Source organism: Pseudonocardia kongjuensis (assembly GCF_039526905.1).
GTDB classification, from domain to species: Bacteria; Actinomycetota; Actinomycetes; order Mycobacteriales; family Pseudonocardiaceae; genus Pseudonocardia; species Pseudonocardia kongjuensis.
The window spans coordinates 51,547-71,277 of record NZ_BAAAJK010000049.1; the positions used below are offsets into that span (position 1 = coordinate 51,547).

A 19,731-nucleotide genomic window follows, 5' to 3' on the forward strand; every position below is an offset into this window, starting at 1 on the left:
GGTGAGCGCCAGCGCCACCACCAGCACCGTCCACTGCACGGCCAGCACGGCGCCCAGCGCGTCCGGGAACAGCAGCGGCAGCGGCAGCAGGAACAGCCCGATCGCGAACGTCTGCGCGACCGTCTTCGCCTTCCCGCCCCGGCTGGCCGGGATGACCCCGCGCCGCCGGATCACCAGGAACCGCAGCACCGTGATGCCGATCTCCCGGCCCAGGATCACGATCGTCACCCACCAGGGGACGATGCCGAGCATCGACAGCCCGACCAGCGCGGCCCCGGTGAGCGCCTTGTCGGCGATCGGATCGGCGAGCGCCCCGAACCAGGTGACCAGGCCGCGGCTGCGGGCCAGCTGGCCGTCCAGCCGGTCGGTCAGCGCCGCCACCACGAACACGGTGAACGCGGTCATCCGCCAGAACGTGTCCTCGCCGCCCTCGACGAGCAGCGCCGCCACGAACACCGGGACCAGCAGCAGGCGCAGGCAGGTCAGGGCGTTCGCGATGTTCAGCAGCGGCGCCTGACCACCGACCGGGACGGTGCCACCGGTCGGCTGCGGGGAGCTCATCCGGTCCCTGCCGCGACCGCCGTGGCCGCGTCGGCGGGGGCGCCGGCGGGGAGCAGCTCCACCGCCTCGACGAGCAGGTCGACGCCCTCGGTGTCGAGCACCCGGCAGCGCACCAGGTCGCCCGGCCGCAGCGAGCCGGGTTCCGGGCCGTCGTCGGCGGCGGCCACCACGTAGGACTCGCCGTCGGCGTCCGGGCCCTGGTGCGCGGCCCGCCCGGCGATCTCCGGCTCGTCGTCGTCCGGGCCGTCGGACCGCTCGATCAGCAGCACGACCTCGGACCCGATCCGCTCCTCCGCCCGCTGCACCATCAGCTCGTCGGCCAGCTCGGAGATCCGGGCGACCCGGGCCTGCACCTGCGCCGGGTCGAGCTTGCCGTCGTAGCCCTCGGCCTCGGTGCCGTCCTCGTCGGAGTAGCCGAACACGCCGACCGCGTCCAGCCGGGCGCCGACCAGGAACGCCTCCAGCTCGGCCAGGTCGTCCTCGGTCTCCCCGGGGAACCCGACGATCACGTTCGACCGGATCCCGGCCTCCGGCGCGAGCGCCCGGATCCGCTCGCACAGGTCCAGGAAGTCGGTGCGCGACCCGAACCGGCGCATCCGGCGCAGCACCGGCGCGCTGGCGTGCTGGAACGAGAGATCGAAGTACGGCGCGATGCCGGGCGTCGTCGCGATCGCGGCGATCAGGTCCGGGCGCATCTCGGCCGGCTGCAGGTAGGACACCCGGACCCGGCTGATCCCCTCGATCGCGCCCAGCCGGGGCAGCAGGTCGACCAGCGCGCGGGTCCCGCCGGGCAGGTCCTTGCCGTAGGACGTCGAGTTCTCGCTGACCAGCACCAGCTCGCGGACGCCGTCGCCGGCCAGCCACGCCGCCTCGCCGAGCACGTCGGCGGGCGGGCGGGACACGAAGCTGCCGCGGAACGACGGGATCGCGCAGAACGCGCAGCGCCGGTCGCAGCCCGACGCCAGCTTCAGCGACGCGACCGGGCCGCCGGTGAGCCGGGTGCGGCCGAGGCCGGCGGCGGTGATGTCGGGCAACCAGTCGTGGCCGGGCACCGACACGTCGGTGCTGGCGGCCGGGCGCTCCACCGGCGAGATCGGCAGCAGGGTGCGCCGGTCGACCGGGACGTGCGGGGCGGGCGCGTGCCCGCCGAGCACGTCGGAGAGCCGCTCGGCGAGCTCGGGATAGGCGTCGAACCCGAGGACCGCGTCCGCCTCCGGCAGGTCGGCGGCCAGCTCGGCGCCGTACCGCTCGGCCAGGCAGCCGACCGCGACCACCTTCGCGCCGGCCGGGCGGGCCACGTCGGAGGCCGCGAGCACGGTGTCGATCGAGTCCTTCTTCGCCTGCTCGACGAACCCGCAGGTGTTGACGAGGATGACGTCGGGCGATCCGCCCTCGGCGTCCACCAGTTCCCAGCCGGACCCGACCAGCCGGCCGGCGAGCTCCTCGGAGTCGACCTCGTTGCGCGCGCAGCCCAGCGTCAGCAGGGCGGCACGCCGGGGTGCGTTCTCGGGGGAAGCCACGGCCTCCAGGGTAGACGGCGGGGGCGGCGGCCCCCGGCCCGGCGTCCCCGCCGTCTAGGCTCGTCGTCCGTGCCCGACGCACCAGAGCCCCCGCTGCCCGATCCCGGCCCGACCGTGACCGTCCGGCGGGCCCGCACCCCGGACGTCCGGGTGATCCGCGAGCTGGTCGACGAGTACGCCGGCCGGGTGCTGCTGGCCAAGGAGACGGTCACCCTCTACGAGGCGGTCCCCGAGTTCCTGGTCGCCGAGCTGGACGGGAAGGTCGTCGGCTGCGGGGCGCTGCACGTGCTCTGGGAGGACCTCGGCGAGATCCGCACGGTGGCCGTGTCGCCGTCGGTGCTCGGCCGCGGGGTCGGCCACCGGATCGTCGACGCGCTGATCGACGGCGCCCGCGAGCTCGGCCTGCGCCGGCTGTTCGTGCTCACCTTCGAGAAACAGTTCTTCGCCCGGCACGGGTTCGCCGAGATCGACGGGACCCCGGTGTCGGCGGAGGTGTTCGCCGCGATGCTGCGCTCCTACGACGCCGGCGTCGCCGAGTTCCTCGATCTCGCGCACGTCAAGCCGAACACCCTGGGCAACGTGCGGATGCTGCTGACCTTGTGAGCCCGCGCCGGCCCCGGCGACACTGGGGTGCATGGCGGAACGGGCCGGGGCCGGGCGGTGGCGCACCTCGGCCGCGTTGCGCCCGCTGGTCACCGAGATCTGGGCGTGGCGCACGGCGGCCGGCCCGCCCGGCACCCACCAGGGCGTCGCCGGCGGGCACCTGACCGTGATCCTCTGCGTCGACGGCGCCGTCGAGCTGCTGCGCAAGCCCGATCCCGGACGCGGGCCGGGCCGGTTCACCGCGTCCGCGGCCGGCCTGCACAGCGTGCCCGCGGTGATCGCCACCGGCGCCCCGCAGGCCGGGCTGCAGCTGGCGCTGACCTGGCGCGGCGCCCGCGCCCTGCTCGGCGTGCCCGCCGCGGAGCTGGCCGGCGACGTCGTGGACCTCGCCGACCTGTGGCCGGGCGTCGGGTCGCTGCTCGACCGGCTGCACGCGGTCCCGACCTGGGCCGGCCGGTGCGCCCTGCTCGACGAGCACCTGTGCCGGATCGCCGACCGGCGGGCCGCCGGGTCCGGGCCGCCCGCCGAGATCGGCCGGGCCTGGGACCGGCTGGTCGCCACCGGCGGCACGGCCCGGGTCGCCGAGCTCGCCGCCGACGTCGGCTGGTCGCCCCGGCACCTCGGCGAGCGGCTGCGCCGCGAGACCGGTCTGGGCACCAAGACCGCGGCCCGGGTGATCCGCTTCGAACGGGCCTGCTCGCTGCTGCGCCGGGCCGACCGGCCCGCCCTCGCCGACGTCGCGGCCGTCTGCGGGTTCGCCGACCAGCAGCACCTGGCCCGGGAGTTCCGGGCGCTCGCCGGGACGACCGCCGGCGCCTGGCTGGCGGAGCATCCGGACGGGCTCGCGGTCAGCCCTGCCTGATCGCCTGCACGTCGAGCTCGATCTCGATCGTCGAGCCCACCACCGGCAGCCCCTTCGCGATCATCTGCTGCCAGTTCAGGGTGAAGTGCTCGCGGTGCAGCTGGGTGGTCGCCACCGCGCCGACCCGGTCGCCGTTCCACTCGGCTGAGCCGAGGAACGTGGTGTCCAGCGAGACGTCGCTGGTCAGGCCGTGCAGCGTGAGGTCGCCGTCGACGGTCCAGCGGTTCCCGCCCCGCTGCACGAACCGCACGCTGGAGAAGCGCAGCTCCGGGAACCGGTCGACGTCGAGGAAGTCCGGCGAGCGCAGGTGGGTGTCCCGGGCCTCGACGTTGGTGTCCACGCTGGCCGCGTCGATGACGACGTCGACCGAGGACTCCTCGAACGGCTCGGCGATCCGGATCTGGCCGTGGAACCGGTTGAATCGGCCGTACACCTTGGACAGCCCGATGTGCCGGGCCACGAACCGGACCGAGCTGTGGTCGCTGTCGATCAGGAACACGCCGGCCGCCGGCGGGCGCAGCGCCGGGTCCTCGCCGAGCACCATCGCGCCCATGTCGGCGTGCGAGCCCCAGGACACCTCGACGACGTCGGTCATCGGCTGGTAGCCGCCCGCCTCGACCCGGACGCGGTACCGGCCGGGCATCAGCGAGGCCGCGTAGCGGCCGAACGGGTCGGTCTCCAGGTGCGCGACCCGGCGGTCGCCGGCGTCGATCACCGAGACCTCGCTGCCGGGCAGCGCGCCGCCCTGGGCGTCCCGGACCTGGCCGGAGAGCACGCCGCCGGTGAGCGGGATCGGGACGAGCGCGTGCCGGTCGGTCGTTCCCCGAGCCGGACGACGACGGTCCTTCTTCCTCCAGAACACCGGAAGACCTCCTCCGCCCGTGCGGGCACCGATGACGTACGGGCCCCCGGACGGCGGCCTCGTCAGCCACTTTGACACGTTCGTGACCGTCCCGTTAACCACCTGCCGCGAAAGAGTGGTTACGCTTGGTATTCGTCACAGCACCGTCCGGCAGAAGATCGCCACGCTGCGTTCAACTCGTCACTCGTCGTCGTCGTTGACCTCGGCACCGTCCGCCGTCCCGCCGCCGCGGATCAGGTACAGCGCGTTCTCCAGCTCGTCCGGCTTCACGAGCACGTCGCGGGCCTTCGATCCCTCGGAGGGGCCGACGATGTTGCGGGTCTCCAGCAGGTCCATCAGCCGGCCCGCCTTGGCGAAACCGACCCGCAGCTTGCGCTGCAGCATCGACGTCGAGCCGAACTGCGAGGTGACGATCAGCTCGGCCGCCTGCAGCAGCAGGTCGAGATCGTCGCCGATGTCGGCGTCGATCTCCTTCGCCTCGCCGGCCTTCTGTGCGGTGACGCCCTCGGTGTAGCTCGGCTCCGCCTGCTCCTTGGTGAACGCGACGACCTTGGCGATCTCGTCGTCGTCGACGAACGCGCCCTGCATCCGGACCGGCTTGCCGGCGCCCATCGGCAGGTAGAGCGAGTCGCCCATGCCGATCAGCTTCTCGGCGCCCGGCTGGTCCAGGATGACCCGCGAGTCGGTCAGCGACGACGTCGCGAACGCCAGCCGGGACGGCACGTTCGTCTTGATCAGGCCGGTGACCACGTCCACCGACGGCCGCTGGGTCGCCAGGATCAGGTGGATGCCGGCCGCGCGGGCCTTCTGGGTGATCCGGACGATCGCGTCCTCGACGTCGCGCGGCGCCGTCATCATGAGGTCGGCGAGCTCGTCGACGATGCACATGATGTAGGGGTAGGGCCGGTACACCCGCTCCGAGCCGGGCGGCGCGCTGATCTCGCCGGAGCGCACCTTGCGGTTGAAGTCGTCGACGTGCCGGACCCGGTTGGCCTGCATGTCCTGGTAGCGCTGCTCCATCTCCTCGACCAGCCAGGCGAGCGCGGCGGCCGCCTTCTTCGGCTGGGTGATGATGGGCGTGATCAGGTGCGGGATGCCCTCGTAGGGGGTCAGCTCGACCATCTTCGGGTCGATCAGGATCATCCGGACCTCGTCCGGGGTGGCCCGGCTGAGCAGCGACACCAGCATCGAGTTGACGAAGCTGGACTTGCCGGAGCCGGTCGAGCCCGCGACCAGCAGGTGCGGCATCTTCGCCAGGTTCGCCACCAGGTAGTGGCCCTCGATGTCCTTGCCGAGGCCGATGCCCATCGGGTGCTGCTCGTTGCGGGCGCTGGTGGACCGGAGCACGTCGCCGAGCCGGACCATCTCCCGGTCGGTGTTGGGCACCTCGATGCCGACCGCGGACTTGCCGGGGATCGGCGCCAGCAGCCGGACGTTGTCGTTGGCGACCGCGTAGGCCAGGTTGCGCTGCAGCTGGGTGATCTTCTCGACCTTCACCGCCGGGCCGAGCTCGATCTCGTAGCGGGTCACCGTCGGGCCGCGGGTGAAGCCGGTGACCTGGGCGTCGATGTTGAACTGGTCCAGCACGCCGGTGATCGCCTCGATCATGGCGTCGTTCGCGGAGCTGCGGGACTTCGGCGGCGGGCCCGCCTCCAGCACGTCCGCGGGCGGCAGCACGTACTCGGACTCGCCGACCGGCTCGCGGATCGCCATCGAGAGCTGCTCGCCCTCGGTCGGCGGCGCCTCCTCGGCGGGCGGGGTCTCCACGACGGGACGGCGCGGCGCCTTCTTCGCGGCCGGTGCCGGCGGGACGTCGGCGGGCGGGCCGGGCACGTCGGCGTCCACCGGGGTGGGTGCGTGCTCGCCGTCCTCGACCCGGAACGCGTCCGCCTCGCTGGCCTGCTGCCTGCGGCGGGCGGGCCGGCGGCGGGCCGGCTTCGCGCCGTCGAGATCGGCCTCGGCGACGGCGTCGGCGACCGTGCGCGGCCTGGCCGCCCCGCCCTCCGCGGTCTCCCCGTCGGTCTCCTCGTCCTCGGGCGGCAGCTGCCCGGTGAGCCTGCGGAACCGGTCGGGCAGCTCGCGGACCGGGATCCCGGTGACCAGCAGCAGCGCGTACAGGGTGAGCAGGACGAGCACCGGCACCGCCGTCCACACGGTCAGCCCGGCCTCCAGCGGGGTGCCCGCGACGTAGCCGATCGCGCCGCCGGCGCCGCGCCAGGCGTCCGGCTCGGCGGGCCCGCCGCGGGCGAGGTGCACCAGGCCGAGCACGCCGAGCGCGAGCAGCAGGCTCCCGGCGACGATCCGGGGCCGGGCCTCCGGGTGCGCGGGCGTCGTCACGAGGACCACGCCGACCCCCAGCAGGATCAGCGGGAGCAGCACCGACGTGACACCGATGACGGCCTGCACGACGAAGGTGAACCAGTAGCCGACCGAGCCGCCGGCCTGCCACCACAGCCCGGCGGCGGCGATCACCGCGAGCACCAGCATCGCGAACCCGAGACCGTCCCGGCGGTGCGCCGGATCGATGTCGCGGGTGCGGCCGACGGCCCGCCCGGACGCGCGGAAGGTCTTCGCCACGCCCCGGCCGACCGCGTCGATCGACCGGTCGATCAGGTCGGGGCCCTGGCGCCTGGCCGGGGCCCGGCGGGTGGCCGGCTTGCGGCGGGCGGACGAGCGCGAGCCGGACCGCCCCGAGCCACGGCCCGCAGCCGCTGCCGTGCTGGTCCTGCCCGTGCCGGTACGTCCTGCCATGTCACCCACGGTAGCCCGTCACGATGATCGAACCGGGGACCGACGCGGGGGTCCGGGCGTCCCGGCGACCACGCACCCACCCCCGTGGGCTCCGTCGCCCGGGCGATGCGGCCGGCTCCCGAGCGGAGTCTCCGGCGTCCGATGCGCGTCCGCGGGACCGGCCGGACGGCCGGCGGGTCGTGGAGCTGTTCCCGGCACCGGCAGCACCGTGGCCGAGGAGCGCACGCCAGGGCCGCCGGTAGCACCGAGCGACCGCACACCGTCCGAACTCCGGACCCTGCCGGCGCGCACCGGTTCCGATCGAGCTCCGCGACGAGGACGAGATGATCGGCGAGGTCGTCTCCGCACGTCAGAGCAGCGGGTTGAGCAGGACCAGCCGGTCGACCCGGTCCGGCCGGCGAGCCGCGAACACGGCGCAGACACCGCCGGAGAAGCTCGCCCCCACCACCCCGACCCGGTCGACGGGCAACCGGCCGGCCAGTTCGTCCGCTGCCGCCGACACGTCGTTGCCCGCCCCGGCGAGGGTGAGTTCCTCCGGCCGTCCGTCACTCTCCCCGTGGCCGCGGAGGTCGAACCGGAGCGAGGCCACCCCGGCCTCGCCCAGCCCGTCGGCGAGGCGGTCGAAGAACCCGGCCTCGTGCCGGTCCACCCCGCCGCCGTGCACGAGGACGACTCCCCGGCGCGCACCCGGCGGAGCCACCAGGTCCCCGACCAGCCGGGTCCCGTCGAGCGAACGGAAGGTGCGGTGCACGCCGTGCCGCCCTCCCCGCTCGCCGGACCCGGCCGGGAGCGCTCAGACCGCGATGACCGTCGGCACGATCATCGGCCGGCGCCGGTAGGTGTCGGCCACCCAGCGCCCGACGACCCGGCGCACACCCTGCGCGATCCGGTGCGGATCGCCGACGCCCTCGTTCTCCAGCCGGGACAGCTCGTCCTCGACCAGCGGCTGGGCGGCGTCGAGCGCCTTGGGGTCGTCGGAGAACCCGCGGCCGGACAGCGTCGGGCGGGACAGCGCGCGCCCGGTCTTCTGGTCGATCGCGACGGTGATCGCGATGAACCCGCCCTCGCCGAGGGTGAGCCGGTCGCCCAGCGTCGTCTCGCCGATGTCGCCGACGGCGAGCCCGTCGACGTAGACCTGGCCGACCTCGACCCGCCCGGTGATCGCCGCGCGGCCGTCCACCAGGTCGACGACGACGCCGTTCTCGGCGATCACCACCGACTCCTCGGGCACGCCGGTCTTCACCGCCAGCGCGGCGTTGGCGCGCAGGTGCCGCCACTCGCCGTGCACCGGCATCACGTTCGACGGGCGCACCGCGTTGTAGAGGAACAGCAGCTCACCGGCCGGGGCGTGCCCGGAGACGTGCACCTTCGCGTTGCCCTGGTGGACGACGGTCGCGCCGAGCCGGGTCAGGCCGTTGATGACGCCGAACACCGCGGTCTCGTTGCCCGGGATCAGCGAGCTGGCCAGGATGATCGTGTCGTCCGGCCGGATCGTGATGCTGCGGTGGTCGCCGCGGGCCATCCGGGACAGCGCCGCGAGCGGCTCGCCCTGCGATCCGGTGGAGACGAGCACCAGCTTCTCGTCGGGCAGCCGCATGGCCTCGTCGATGTCGACGAGCAGGCCGTCCGGGATGTTGAGCAGCGAGTGCTCGTCGGCCAGCCCCATGTTGCGGACCATCGATCGGCCGGTCAGGCAGACCTTGCGGCCGTGCGCGTGCGCCGCGTCGAGCACCTGCTGGACGCGGTGCACGTGGCTGGCGAAGCAGGCCAGGATGATCCGGGACGGGGCCCGGCGCACCAGGTCGGCGATCACCGGCCCGATCTCGGCCTCCGGCGTCACGAAGCCCGGCACCTCGGCGTTGGTGGAGTCGACCAGGAACAGGTCGACGCCCTCCTCGCCGAGCCGGGAGAACCCGGCCAGGTCGGTCAGCCGCCCGTCCAGCGGGAGCTGGTCGAGCTTGATGTCGCCGGTGTGCAGGAGCAGCCCGGCGGGCGTCCGGATGGCGACCGCGATGGCGTCCGGGATGGAGTGGTTGACCGCGAAGTACTCGCAGTCCCAGTTGCCGTGCCGGATCCGGTCGCCCTCCTTGACCTCCCGCAGGTGCGGGGCCAGGCGGTGCTCCTTGCACTTGGCGGCGACCAGGGCGAGCGTGAACCGGGAGCCGACGACCGGCAGATCGGGCCGCAGCCGGAGCAGCCACGGGACGGCACCGATGTGGTCCTCGTGGCCGTGCGTCAGCACCAGGGCGTCGATGTCGTCGAGGCGGTCCTCGATGGCCCGGAAGTCGGGCAGGATCAGGTCGACGCCGGGCGAGTCGTCGGACGGGAACAGCACCCCGCAGTCGACGACGAGCAGCCGGCCCTCGTACTCGAAGACGGTCATGTTCCGGCCGACCTCGCCGATGCCGCCGAGGGCGAACGTGCGCAGGCCGCCCTTGGCCAGCGCCGGTGGCGCCGCGACCGGCAGCTCGGGCCGGTCGATCTTCTCGGGCGGGGCGCTCAGGGACCGCCCGGGGCGGTTCCGGCGGTCGTTGCGCTGGGGACTCACAGGGTTTCGTGCCTCACAGGATCGGGTGTGTACTCGGGTGACGTCTCGGGTCGGCGCCCACTCAGCGGTGGTACGCGACCTCGGCGCCGATGTCGGTGGCGGTGCGCCCGCCGAGTGCGCCGTGTCCCGGCTGGTAGGCCGTGCTGCCGGGCCGGGACTGCGGGTCGAGGGCGACGCCGGCGACGGCCAGGTCACCGGCGATCGCGGCGACCTGCTCCTCGGTCGCCGGCGGCAGCGGGAGCCGGGTGTCGCCGACGTCGATGCCGCGCAGCCGCAGCGCCGTCTTGGCGAACACCGCGCCGCCGACCCGGCCCATCGCGCGGATCACCGGGAGCATCGCGTAGTGCAGCGCGCGGGCCCGCTGGTGCTCGCCCGCGTGGTAGGCGTCGATCATCGCGCGGAGCCGGTCGGCGACGACGTGCCCGATCACGCTGACGAACCCGACGCCGCCGACCGACAGCCACGGCAGGTTCACCGGGTCGTCGCCGGAGTAGTACGCCAACGTGGTCGTGGCGAGCACCTCGGTGCCGACCCGCAGGTCGTTGCGGGCGTCCTTGACGGCCACGATACGCGGGTGCTGGGCGAGCCGCTGGAAGGTCTCGACGTCGATCCCGATCACGCTGCGCGGCGGGATGTCGTAGAGCATCACCGGCAGCTCGGAGGCGTCGGCGACGGCGGTGAAGTGCGCGAGCAGGCCCTCCTGCGGCGGCCGCGAGTAGTACGGCGTCACCACCAGCAGGCCGTGCGCGCCGGCCCGCTCGGCGCCGCGGGCCAGCTCGATCGAGTGCGCGGTGTCGTAGGTGCCCGCCCCGCTGACGATCGTCGCCCGGTCCCCCACCGCCGCGACGACGGCACGGATCAGCTCGGACTTCTCCTTGTCCGACGTCGTCGGCCCCTCGCCGGTGGTGCCGTTGACGACCAGCCCGTCGTTGCCGAGGTCCACCAGATGGGTGGCCAGCTCCTCGGCCTTCGCCAGGTCGAGCTCCCCGTCGGCGTCGAACGGCGTCACCATCGCGGTGAGGACCTCACCGAACGGGCGACGGGGCGGGTGCTGCCCCGCGGGGGTCGTCTGGGAAGCGGACTCCATGGGGGTTGACGGTACCGGGTTGCGGGCTCACATCCCGCGGGGCGCGGCCCGGTAGCTCTCGACGTCGGCCGGCAGTCCCTCCAGCTCGACCCGGGCGGCGTCCCGGCCGAACGCGTGCAGCACCAGCTCGGCGGGCTCGCCGACCACCGTCACCAGGCCGTACCCGGTGGCGACGACCTGCTGGGCGCCCTCGGGACGGCGCAGCACGACGCCGACCGGGCTGCGCCGGAACAGCAGCCTCGACTGCGCGGCGAGCAGCGTCCACAGCTGGCCGTCCAGCTCGGGAGCGGCCGGGCGCGGCTCCCAGCCGGGCTCGCCGCGGCGCAGGTCCTCGTGGTGCACGAAGAACTCGGCGCCGTTGGCGATCTCGTCGACCTTGCCGACCCGGAACGGCGACCAGGCGGGCGGGCCCTTGCGCAGGTCGTCGATCATGTTCGGCCAGGCCTCGCCCGCGTAGGCGGCCATCGCCCGGTCGGTGACCGAGGACAGGGCGGGCACCACGATGCCCGCGGCGTTCCACGGCTGCCGCTCCCGGACCAGCAGGTGGGTGAGCAGGTCGCGGGCGTTCCAGCCCTCGCAGAGGGTGGGGCGGTCCGGTCCGGATCGCTCGAACTCGGCGCAGATGGCGGCACGTTCGTCGGTCGCGAGGCTCACCGCACCCACCGTAGTCCGCGCCGGCCCCGGCCGCCGTCCGGCCGGGGCCGCGCGCCGAGCGGCGGACCAACGGCCGAACGGTCGACAGATGGATAGTCCGCCGACACGGTTTTGTAGCCAGTGATACAGATCGCACCCGGGCGGGTCCGCATACTCCCCGCAACCCGAACGGCGGACGCCCGGCTCGTCCCGTGTCAGCCGGTCCCCAACGGAGAGGACCCCACCCGTGACACACGCTGCCACCTCGCAGCCACCACCGAAGTCGATGCGCAAGATCGCGCTGGCCAGCATGACCGGCACGGTCATCGAGTTCTACGACTTCTTCATCTACGGCACGGCCGCGGCGCTGGTGTTCAACCAGGTCTTCTTCCCCGAGCTCGGGGCCGCCGCGGGCACCGCGTTGGCGCTCGCGACGTTCGGCGTCGCGTTCGTCGCCCGCCCGTTCGGCTCGATCCTGTTCGGGCACTTCGGCGACCGGCTCGGCCGCAAGGGCACGCTGGTCACGACGCTGCTGCTGATGGGCTTCTCGACGCTGGCCATCGGCCTGCTGCCGACCACCGGGATGATCGGCGTGCTGGCGCCGATCCTGCTGGTCGTGCTGCGCATCCTGCAGGGTCTGGCGGTCGGCGGCGAGTGGGCCGGGGCGACCCTGCTCACCGCCGAGAACGCGCCCACCAAGGCCCGCGGCAAGTACGCGCTCTACCCGCAGCTCGGCCCGTCGGTGGCGTTCGCGCTGGCGTCGGCCACCTTCCTGATCACCGCGCTGACCATGAGCAACGAGTCCTTCGTCGCCTGGGGCTGGCGGATCCCGTTCATCGGGTCGGTGCTGCTGGTCGGCATCGGGCTCTACGTCCGGCTCGCGCTGGAGGAGACCTCCACCTTCAAGGACTCCAAGTCCGCCACCACCGGCAGCAAGCTGCCGATCACCGAGGTGTTCACCAGCCGTCCGGCCGCGGTGTTCCTCGGCGCCGGCTCGACCACCGCGGTCTTCGCGTTCTTCTACATCGGCGTCACCTACCTGACCAGCTACGGCACCCAGCAGATCGGGCTGGACCGGCCGACCGTGCTGGCCATGGGCATCATCGGCGGCACCGTGTTCGCCCTGACGACGATCACCTCGGCGATCCTGTCCGACCGGGTCGGCAGGCGGAAGATGGTGGTGATCGGCAACGTCGCCTCGGTGGCCGCCGGGCTCATCGTCTTCCCGATCATCGACATCGGGACGGCGTGGTCGTTCGGCGTCGGCATCTCGATCGTGCTGGGCGTGGTCGGCATCGCCTACGGCCCGATCGGCGCCCAGCTGCCGGAGCTGTTCCCGACCCGCTTCCGCTACACCGGCGCCGGGATCGCCTACAACCTCGCCGGGGTGCTCGGCGGCGGCGTGGTGCCGCTGGTCGCGGCTGCCGTCGTGCCGCTCTACGGCAGCCTCGCGATCGGCCTGCTGCTGGCCTCGGTGTCGCTGCTGAGCCTGGGCTGCACGCTCGCACTCCCGCACACCGACGCCGACTCCTTCAGCAACCAGGACGCCAGCCTGACCCCGGCCTGACCCGTACCGCCGCACCCGCACGGCCCGTTACCCACTTCGGTGGGTAACGGGCCGTGCCTCGGCTTCCCCCGCACTCGGGCACCCGGCTACCGTCCGGGCGATCGCGCGGGAGCGACAGCCGGTCGCACCCCGTCACGGACGGAGGTGGGGACGCGTGGCCGTGGATGCGGTGAGCAGTGCGGAGCCGCGGGCGCTGCCCGTGGATCCCGGCCCCGACGACCCGCCGGTGTCGCCGTTCCTCAGCGCGCCGATGACCGACCTGACCGAGCGGATCGCCGCCCTCGGCACCGCCCGCCGCTACGCCCGCGGCGAGCACGTCTACCGGCAGGGCGAGCTGTCCACCCGGTTCCATCTCGTGCTGTCCGGCCGGGTGCGGATCTACCTGCACCGGCCGGACGGCACCGAGCGCTCGCTGGCCTACGCCGAGACCGGCGCCACCCTCGGCGAGGCCGCCAGCGTCGACGGGCGCCCGCGGCATCTCGCCGCCACCTGCACCCAGCACTCGCAGATCGTCTCGGTCACCCGGGACGCGCTGCTCACCGCCGCCCGCACCGATCCGGAGCTGCTGCTGGAGATCACCCGGCGGATCGCCTACAAACAGCGGGTGATGCAGCTGCACGTGCTGATCGAGGGCCTGCCCGCCCGGGAGCGGGTGATCCTGCTGCTCGGGCACCTGGTCGAGGCCTACGGCGAGGTCGCCCTGGACACCACCACCCGGCTGTCCATCCGGCCCGCCGTCGACGAGCTGGCCCTGCTGGTCGGGCTGACCAGGGTCACCATGAGCCGGGAGCTGTCCCGGCTGGTCGCCGAGGGACTGGTCGGCAAGGAGGGCCGCGGGATCATCGTGCGGGACCTGCCCGACCTGCGGCGCCGGGTGCACGCGGTGCTGGCGTGACCGGGCCGGTCAGCCCTCGCTGACCAGCGGGCTGGACGCGATCTCGGTGCCGTCCTCGAGCTTCTGGATCTCGAAGTCGGCGAACACGTTGGCCACCTCGCGCTGCAGCTGGCGCAGGCACTCCACGGCGAGCTGACGGATCTCGACGTCGGCGTGCTCGGAGGCGCGCATCGCGATGAAGTGCCGCCAGGCGCGGTAGTTGCCGGTGACCACGATCCGGGTCTCGGTCGCGTTCGGCAGCACCGAGCGGGCGGCCTGCCGGGCCTGCTTGCGCCGCAGGGTCCCGTTCGGGACGTCGGCGAAGCGCTTCTCCAGCCCCTCGAGGAGCTTCTCGTAGGACTCCAGGGCGTTAGCCGACGCCTGCAGGAACAGCTCGTGCAGCTCCGGGTCGTCGGCGATGACGTCCGGCTCGACCATCGCGGCGTCCCGCTCCGGGACGTAGCGCTGGGACAGCTGGGAGTAGGAGAAGTGCCGGTGCCGGATCAGCTCGTGGGTGAGCGAGCGGGAGATCCCGGTCAGGTAGAAGCTGACCGTGCCGTGCTCGAGCACGGAGAGGTGACCGACCTCGAGGATGTGCCGGATGTAGCCGGCGTTGGTCGCGGTCCGCGGGTTCGGCTTGCTCCAGGACTGGTAGCAGGCCCGGCCGGCGAACTCGGCGAGTGCCTGGCCGCCGTCGGCGTCGGTGGACCACGGCACGTCCGCCGGCGGGAGGAACTCGGTCTTCGCCACCAGCTGCACGCTGAGCGGGACGGTCTGCGGCGCGGTCTCCGACATGTCCTGGAGGGTAACCACCGCCGCCCCGTGACGTCATCGGTGACAGCAACTCCTCGACACGACGTCATCAATGACGCCATAGTGGTGTCATGGACCTCACGCCGTACGTCGCGCAGCTACGCGACGATCTCGCCGCCGCCGCGGCAGCGGGTGACGAGCAGACCCGCCGCACGGCGGCGCTGCTCGGCTCCGCGATCGAGCCCGCGGCCCGCCTGGCGATCATGAACGCGCTCTCCGACCTCGCCTCGGAGGCGACCGTCGCACTCGGCGACCGCTCCGTAGAGGTCCGGCTGCACGGGCGGGAGGTGCGGGTGTCGGTGTCCGGCGCACCGGACACCGCGCCGGACGCTCCGGCCGGGCCGGGTGCGCCGGGCGGGACCGGCCCGGAGGGCCCGGCCTCCTTCCCGTTCGCCGGCGACGCCGGTGACATCAGCCGGGTCACGCTGCGGATCGTCGAGCAGATCAAGGCGCAGGCCGAGCAGGCCGCGCAGTCGCAGGGCGTCTCGCTCAACACCTGGGTCTCCCAGGCGGTGCAGGGCGCGCTCGCCGGCGCCGAGGGCCGGGCCCGCGGGCGCGACCCGCGGGACGGCCGCAACCTCCGAGGATGGGTGCAGGGATGACCGACGAGCAGAACCTGACGGATCCGGACGCCGGCGACACCCGCCGCGAACGGTGGGACAGCGCGGGCCCGGCCGAGCTGGAGATCGGCATCGGTGGCGGGCGGGTCCGCGTCGACCTGGTCGAGGACGCGTCCGAGGTCACCGTCGAGGTCACCACGGACCGGGGCGCCGCGCCCTGGTCGGGCGGGCTCGGCGGGCTGCTCGACTGGATCGGCTCGTCGATGGGCGGGAACCCCCCGGCGGGCGGTGCCGGCTGGTCCGGCCGCGGGTTCGACCCGATCGTCGGTGCGCCGTGGGAGCGGTCCGGCGATCCGTCCGCCGACGCGCTCGCCGCCGTGACGATCGAGTGGTCCGACGCGGGCCGCCGGCTCGTGGTGCGCGGGCCCGAGGAACCGGCGCTGAGCGCGGTCCCGCTGATCGTGACGGTGTCCGCCCCGGCCGCCTCGCGACCCGCCGTGCGCACCGGCGCCGCGGGCGTCGAGATCGACGGGCGGGCGTCCTGGGCGGCGGTGCGCACCGGCTCCGGCACCGCCCGGGTCGCCGAGGTGACCGGCGACGCCGACATCACCACCGGCGCCGGCGGGATCGATCTCGGCTCGTGCGGCGGCCGGGCGCAGCTGCGCACCGGCAGCGGCGAGATCGAGGCCGGATCGATCGGCGGGCCGTCCCGGGCGCGCACCGGCAGCGGCGACATCCGGATCGGCGAGCTCACCGGGGACCTGGAGGTGCGCAGCGGCTCCGGTGACGTGGTGATCGCCGACGCGGTGTCCGGCGACGTCCGGCTGAGCACCGGTTCGGGCAACGTGCGGGTCGGCGTGCACTCCGGCGTCGCCGCCGAGCTCGACCTGTCCACCGGGTCCGGGCGGGCGCGCAGCGAGCTGGAGGTGCACGACGGCGCGCCGGGCGAGCGGGCGGTCCGGCTCTCCGGGCGCACCGGCAGCGGGGACGTGCTGGTCACCCGGGCCGCGACGATCACCGCCTGATCCGGCGGGCACCTCCGGCACGGCACGATTGCGCGACGACAGCTAACCTCCCCCACTCGACCGGACGGCCGACCTGGGGGGGGCCCGTTGAGCGCAACACAGCAGGAGACTCCGACCCGTCTCGCCCGGGCACTGGGCGTGGTGGAACGGGTCGGAAACCGGTTGCCGGACCCGGTCATCCTGTTCGTGGTGCTGTCCGTGCTGCTCGCCGGGCTGTCCGCGGTGCTGTCCGCGGCCGGGCTCAGCGCGCAGGTCCCCGGCCAGGACGAGATCACCCCGGTCCGCAGCCTGCTCACCGGTGAGGGGCTGCGGTTCGCCCTCACCGAGGCGGTGACGAACTTCGTCGAGTTCCCGCCGCTGGGGACGATCATCGCGGTGCTGCTGGGGATCGCCGTCGCCGACCGCAGCGGGTTGCTGCCGACGCTGCTGCGGGTGACCGTGCTGCGGGCGCCGCGGCGGCTCATCACGCCGGCCCTGATGTTCGCGGGCGTCTGCGGCTCGATCGCCTCCGACGCCGCCTACATCGTGCTGATCCCGCTGGGCGCCATGGTGTTCCGCACGGTCGGCCGCAGCCCGGCGGTCGGCGCGGTCGCGGCCTTCGTGTCGGTCGGGGCGGGCTACGACGCCAGCATCTTCGTCACCGCCACCGACGTCCTGCTCGCCGGGATCACCAACTCGGCGGCGGCGATCGTCGACCCGTCGATCCAGCTCACGGCGCTGTCGAACTACTGGTTCAACGCGGTCAGCGCGGTGCTGATCGCGCTGGCCGCGGCGGTCGTCGTCGACCGGGTCGTGGAGCCGTCGACGCGGCGCAGCGGGGCCGGCCACACCAGCGGCTCGGACACCAGCGGCACCGCCGGTTCCGACGCCACCGACTCAGCCGGTTCCGACACCACCGGCACCGCCGGCACCGGCACCGGCACCGCAGCGGACCCGGCCCGCCCCGGGACGTCCACCGGGCCGGCCGGCGAGCCGGTGCCCGATCCCGATCTCGCCGCGCAGGAGGCCGAGGAGGCCCGCGCCGCCGAGGTGACCGCCGAGCAGCTGCGCGGGCTGCGCGACGCCGGCCTGACCCTGCTCGGGCTGCTCGCGTTCTACGCCGCGATCTGGTTCCCGGCGGGCTCGCCGCTGCGCGAGCCGGAGACCGGCACCCTGGTGCCGTCGCCGTTCCTCGACGGCATCGCGGTCGTGCTGCTGCTGACCTTCCTCGTCGTCGGCATCGTCTACGGGCTCCGGGTCGGGACCATCCGGACACCGGCCGACGTGCCCCGCCTGATGCGCGAGGGGCTCACCGACATCGTGCCGATCCTGGTGCTGTTCTTCGTGATCGCCCAGTTCCTCGCCTGGTTCACCTGGAGCGGCATCGGCCAGTGGATCGCCGTGTCCGGGGCCGAGGTGCTCCAGTCGCTGGGCGCGCCGGCGCCGGTGCTGCTGTTCCTGACCGTCGTCATGGTGTTCGTGCTCGGCCTGGTGATCACCTCCGGGTCGGCGCAGTGGTCGCTGCTCGCCCCGGTGCTCGTCCCGATGCTGCTGCTGGTCGGGATCGACGCCGACCAGACGATGGCGGCGTTCCGGATCGGCGACTCGGTGGCGAACTCGCTGACCCCGATGAGCCCGTACTTCGCGGTGGCGCTCGGGTTCCTGCAGCGCTACCGGCGCGACGCGGGCATCGGCACGCTGATCTCGATGACGCTGCCGATCTGCGCGGCGATGTTCGTCGTCTGGACGGCGCTGTTCCTGGTCTGGATCTCGCTCGGCATCCCGCTCGGGGTCTGATCAGCCGGCCCGCACCGCCGACCGCAGCGCCGACCGGAGCGCGGCGGCGAGGTTGCCCCGCTCCCCCACCTCGACGCCGTCGAGCCCGAGCCAGCAGGCCATCGCCGCCAGCTCGGCGGCGAGCTCGGCCGCGATCCGGGCCTGCGGGACGCAGGCCTCCGGCTCGGCGAACGCGCCGGGCACGCGCAGCACCCCGGCGACCCGGTCGGCCTTGAGATCGACCCGGCCGACCAGCGCGCCGTCGAGCAGGAACGGGAAGACGTAGTAGCCGTACTCCCGCTTCGCCTCGGGCACGTAGATCTCGATCCGGTAGCGGAAGCCGAAGATCCGCTCGGCGCGGCCGCGCTCCCACACCAGCGGATCGAACGGGCTCAGCAGCGCCCGGCCGGGCACGGTGCGCGGGACCGTCGCCGACGGGCTCCGGTAGGCCGGCTTCGCCCAGCCCCGGACCGCCACCGGCTCCAGCTCCCCCGCGTCGACCAGCTCCGCGATCGCGATGCGGGTGCGTTCCGGGCCCAGCCGGTAGTAGTCGCGCAGGTCGGTCTCGGTGCCGACGCCGAGCGCGGCGGCGGACTTCGCGACCAGCGCGCGGGCCGCATCGGCCGGATCCGGCGGCGGGGCGGCGATCACCTCCGCCGGGAGCACCCGCTCGGGCAGGTCGTAGCGGCGCTCGAAGTGCCGGCGGGTGCCGACGGCGAGCTCACCGACCGCGAACAGGTACTCGCACACCTGCTTCACCTCCGACCGCTCCCACCAGGTGGCACCGGGCGGCCGGGGCCGCACCTCGCCGGCCCGGCCCTCCGGCGCGAGCGCCTTCTCGATCGCTCCGGCCCCGATCGGCCCGCGCTCGGCGACCACCGCCCGGATGTCCCCGGCCAGCGACGGATGCCGCTCCAGCAGCGGCGCGTAGTGCTTCCACCAGCGGCGGGGCAGTGTCCGGTGGCCGAGCAGCGGCCAGTCGGCGACCGGGACCAGGCTCGCCTCGTGCGCCCACGTCTCGGCGAGCAGCCGGGGCCTGCGGGCCGACGGGGACCAGGCCGCGTCGTCGAGCAACGCGGAGGGATAGTCGCCGAGCCTGCTGAACAGCGGCATGTAGTGCGAGCGCACCGCCACGTTCACCGAGTCCAGCTGCAGCAGCTTGATCCGCTCCAGCACCCGCTGCAGGTGCCGCCGGGTGACCGGCCCGGACGGCCGGGGGTCGGTGAACCCCTGGGCCGCGAGAAAGGTCCGCCGGGCCACGTCCGCCGAGATCGTCCGCACGGCGCCGATGCTGCCACGGCCCCCCGACAGTTCCGGTGCGGCCGCCCGGCAGGCGGTTCCGATTCGGCCGCCCGGCAAGCGGTTCCGGTGCGGCCGCCCGGCGACCGATGATCCTCTGTCCGGCACCGAAAGGGTCGCTGGGCGACCGTTCCGGTTCCCGATACGCGATCACCCGCGGGAGGGGCCGGGGTCGGGCTCGGTCGCCGCACCCCGGGAACGACGCCGCACCAGCACGAAGCGGTGCGGCGACCGAGCCGGGGTGCGGCAACCCAGCCGGGGGGCGGCAACCGAGCCGGCGGGCGGCAACGGAGCCGGGGTGTGGCGACCGAGCCGGGGTGTGGCGACCGAGCCGGGGTGCGGCGACCGAGCCGGCGGGCGGCGACCGAGCCGGCGGGCGGCGACCGAGCCGGCGGGCGGCGACCGAGCCGG

The 19,731-nt window shown here is 74.1% G+C and carries 17 protein-coding genes; 7 read left to right on the plus strand and 10 right to left on the minus strand.

Annotation, left to right across the window (positions count from 1 at the left end):
- Positions 1-561 (minus strand): CDP-diacylglycerol--glycerol-3-phosphate 3-phosphatidyltransferase (gene pgsA / locus ABD160_RS28540; protein WP_344028211.1); only part of this gene is annotated, 561 nt, incomplete at its 3' end.
- Positions 558-2,081 (minus strand): MiaB/RimO family radical SAM methylthiotransferase, encoded by a 1,524-nt coding sequence (locus ABD160_RS28545; protein ID WP_344028215.1) that lies wholly within the window; start codon positions 2,079-2,081, stop codon positions 558-560. The genes pgsA and ABD160_RS28545, both read right to left, overlap by 4 nt.
- A 69-nt stretch (positions 2,082-2,150) precedes the next feature.
- Between ABD160_RS28545 and ABD160_RS28550 the strand changes: the two genes are divergently transcribed.
- Positions 2,151-2,684 (plus strand): amino-acid N-acetyltransferase, encoded by a 534-nt coding sequence (locus ABD160_RS28550; RefSeq protein WP_344028217.1) that lies wholly within the window; start codon positions 2,151-2,153, stop codon positions 2,682-2,684.
- Positions 2,685-2,715: 31 nt separating this feature from the next.
- On the plus strand, positions 2,716-3,546 hold the full coding sequence (locus ABD160_RS28555) for a helix-turn-helix domain-containing protein (RefSeq protein ID WP_344028220.1): 831 nt from the start codon (positions 2,716-2,718) through the stop codon (positions 3,544-3,546).
- Here the strand turns inward: ABD160_RS28555 and ABD160_RS28560 are convergent.
- From ABD160_RS28560 to ABD160_RS28585, 6 genes are all read right to left on the minus strand, one after another.
- Positions 3,533-4,408 carry a YceI family protein gene (locus ABD160_RS28560; protein WP_344028223.1) on the minus strand — a complete coding sequence of 292 codons (876 nt, stop codon included), beginning with the start codon at positions 4,406-4,408 and terminating at the stop codon, positions 3,533-3,535. The two genes, ABD160_RS28555 and ABD160_RS28560, sit on opposite strands and share 14 nt — an antisense overlap.
- A gap of 180 nt (positions 4,409-4,588) precedes the next feature.
- The gene (locus tag ABD160_RS28565) at positions 4,589-7,159 is read right to left on the minus strand and encodes a DNA translocase FtsK (RefSeq protein WP_344028225.1); all 2,571 of its coding nucleotides are present in this window, start codon (positions 7,157-7,159) and stop codon (positions 4,589-4,591) included.
- 349 nt (positions 7,160-7,508) lie between these two features.
- Entirely contained in the window at positions 7,509-7,910 is a 402-nt protein-coding gene (locus ABD160_RS28570; RefSeq protein ID WP_344028226.1) for an alpha/beta fold hydrolase, read from the minus strand.
- 42 nt (positions 7,911-7,952) lie between these two features.
- Complete coding sequence (locus tag ABD160_RS28575; protein WP_344028255.1) at positions 7,953-9,662, minus strand: ribonuclease J; 1,710 nt, start codon at positions 9,660-9,662, stop codon at positions 7,953-7,955.
- Between the two features lie 106 nt (positions 9,663-9,768).
- Positions 9,769-10,794 carry a 4-hydroxy-tetrahydrodipicolinate synthase gene (dapA, locus tag ABD160_RS28580; protein WP_344028229.1) on the minus strand — a complete coding sequence of 342 codons (1,026 nt, stop codon included), beginning with the start codon at positions 10,792-10,794 and terminating at the stop codon, positions 9,769-9,771.
- Between the two features lie 27 nt (positions 10,795-10,821).
- Positions 10,822-11,448: a TIGR03085 family metal-binding protein gene (locus ABD160_RS28585; protein ID WP_344028231.1), complete on the minus strand. Its 627-nt coding sequence runs from the start codon at positions 11,446-11,448 to the stop codon at positions 10,822-10,824.
- A gap of 226 nt (positions 11,449-11,674) precedes the next feature.
- Here ABD160_RS28585 and ABD160_RS28590 point away from each other — a divergent pair, with 226 nt between their 5' ends.
- Together ABD160_RS28590 and ABD160_RS28595 are read left to right on the plus strand one after the other, a co-directional pair.
- Positions 11,675-12,994 (plus strand): MFS transporter, encoded by a 1,320-nt coding sequence (locus ABD160_RS28590; RefSeq protein ID WP_344028233.1) that lies wholly within the window; start codon positions 11,675-11,677, stop codon positions 12,992-12,994.
- A gap of 169 nt (positions 12,995-13,163) precedes the next feature.
- On the plus strand, positions 13,164-13,889 hold the full coding sequence (locus tag ABD160_RS28595) for a Crp/Fnr family transcriptional regulator (RefSeq protein WP_344028235.1): 726 nt from the start codon (positions 13,164-13,166) through the stop codon (positions 13,887-13,889).
- 9 nt (positions 13,890-13,898) lie between these two features.
- Here the strand turns inward: ABD160_RS28595 and thyX are convergent, their stop codons facing one another.
- Positions 13,899-14,663, minus strand: a complete 765-nt coding sequence (thyX, locus tag ABD160_RS28600; protein ID WP_344028238.1) for an FAD-dependent thymidylate synthase — start codon at positions 14,661-14,663, stop codon at positions 13,899-13,901.
- Between the two features lie 89 nt (positions 14,664-14,752).
- On the opposite strand from thyX, the gene ABD160_RS28605 reads away from it, so the two are divergent.
- From ABD160_RS28605 to ABD160_RS28615, 3 genes are all read left to right on the plus strand, one after another.
- Positions 14,753-15,283 (plus strand): toxin-antitoxin system HicB family antitoxin, encoded by a 531-nt coding sequence (locus tag ABD160_RS28605; protein WP_344028241.1) that lies wholly within the window; start codon positions 14,753-14,755, stop codon positions 15,281-15,283.
- Complete coding sequence (locus ABD160_RS28610) at positions 15,280-16,266, plus strand: DUF4097 family beta strand repeat-containing protein (protein ID WP_344028244.1); 987 nt, start codon at positions 15,280-15,282, stop codon at positions 16,264-16,266. The genes ABD160_RS28605 and ABD160_RS28610 overlap by 4 nt, the downstream gene beginning before the upstream one ends.
- Positions 16,267-16,407: 141 nt before the next feature.
- Complete coding sequence (locus tag ABD160_RS28615) at positions 16,408-18,042, plus strand: AbgT family transporter (RefSeq protein WP_344028246.1); 1,635 nt, start codon at positions 16,408-16,410, stop codon at positions 18,040-18,042.
- On the opposite strand, the gene ABD160_RS28620 is transcribed toward ABD160_RS28615, so the two are convergent.
- Positions 18,043-19,302, minus strand: coding sequence for a winged helix-turn-helix domain-containing protein (locus ABD160_RS28620; RefSeq protein WP_344028248.1), 1,260 nt, complete (start codon positions 19,300-19,302; stop codon positions 18,043-18,045).
- Positions 19,303-19,731: the final 429 nt, after the last annotated feature.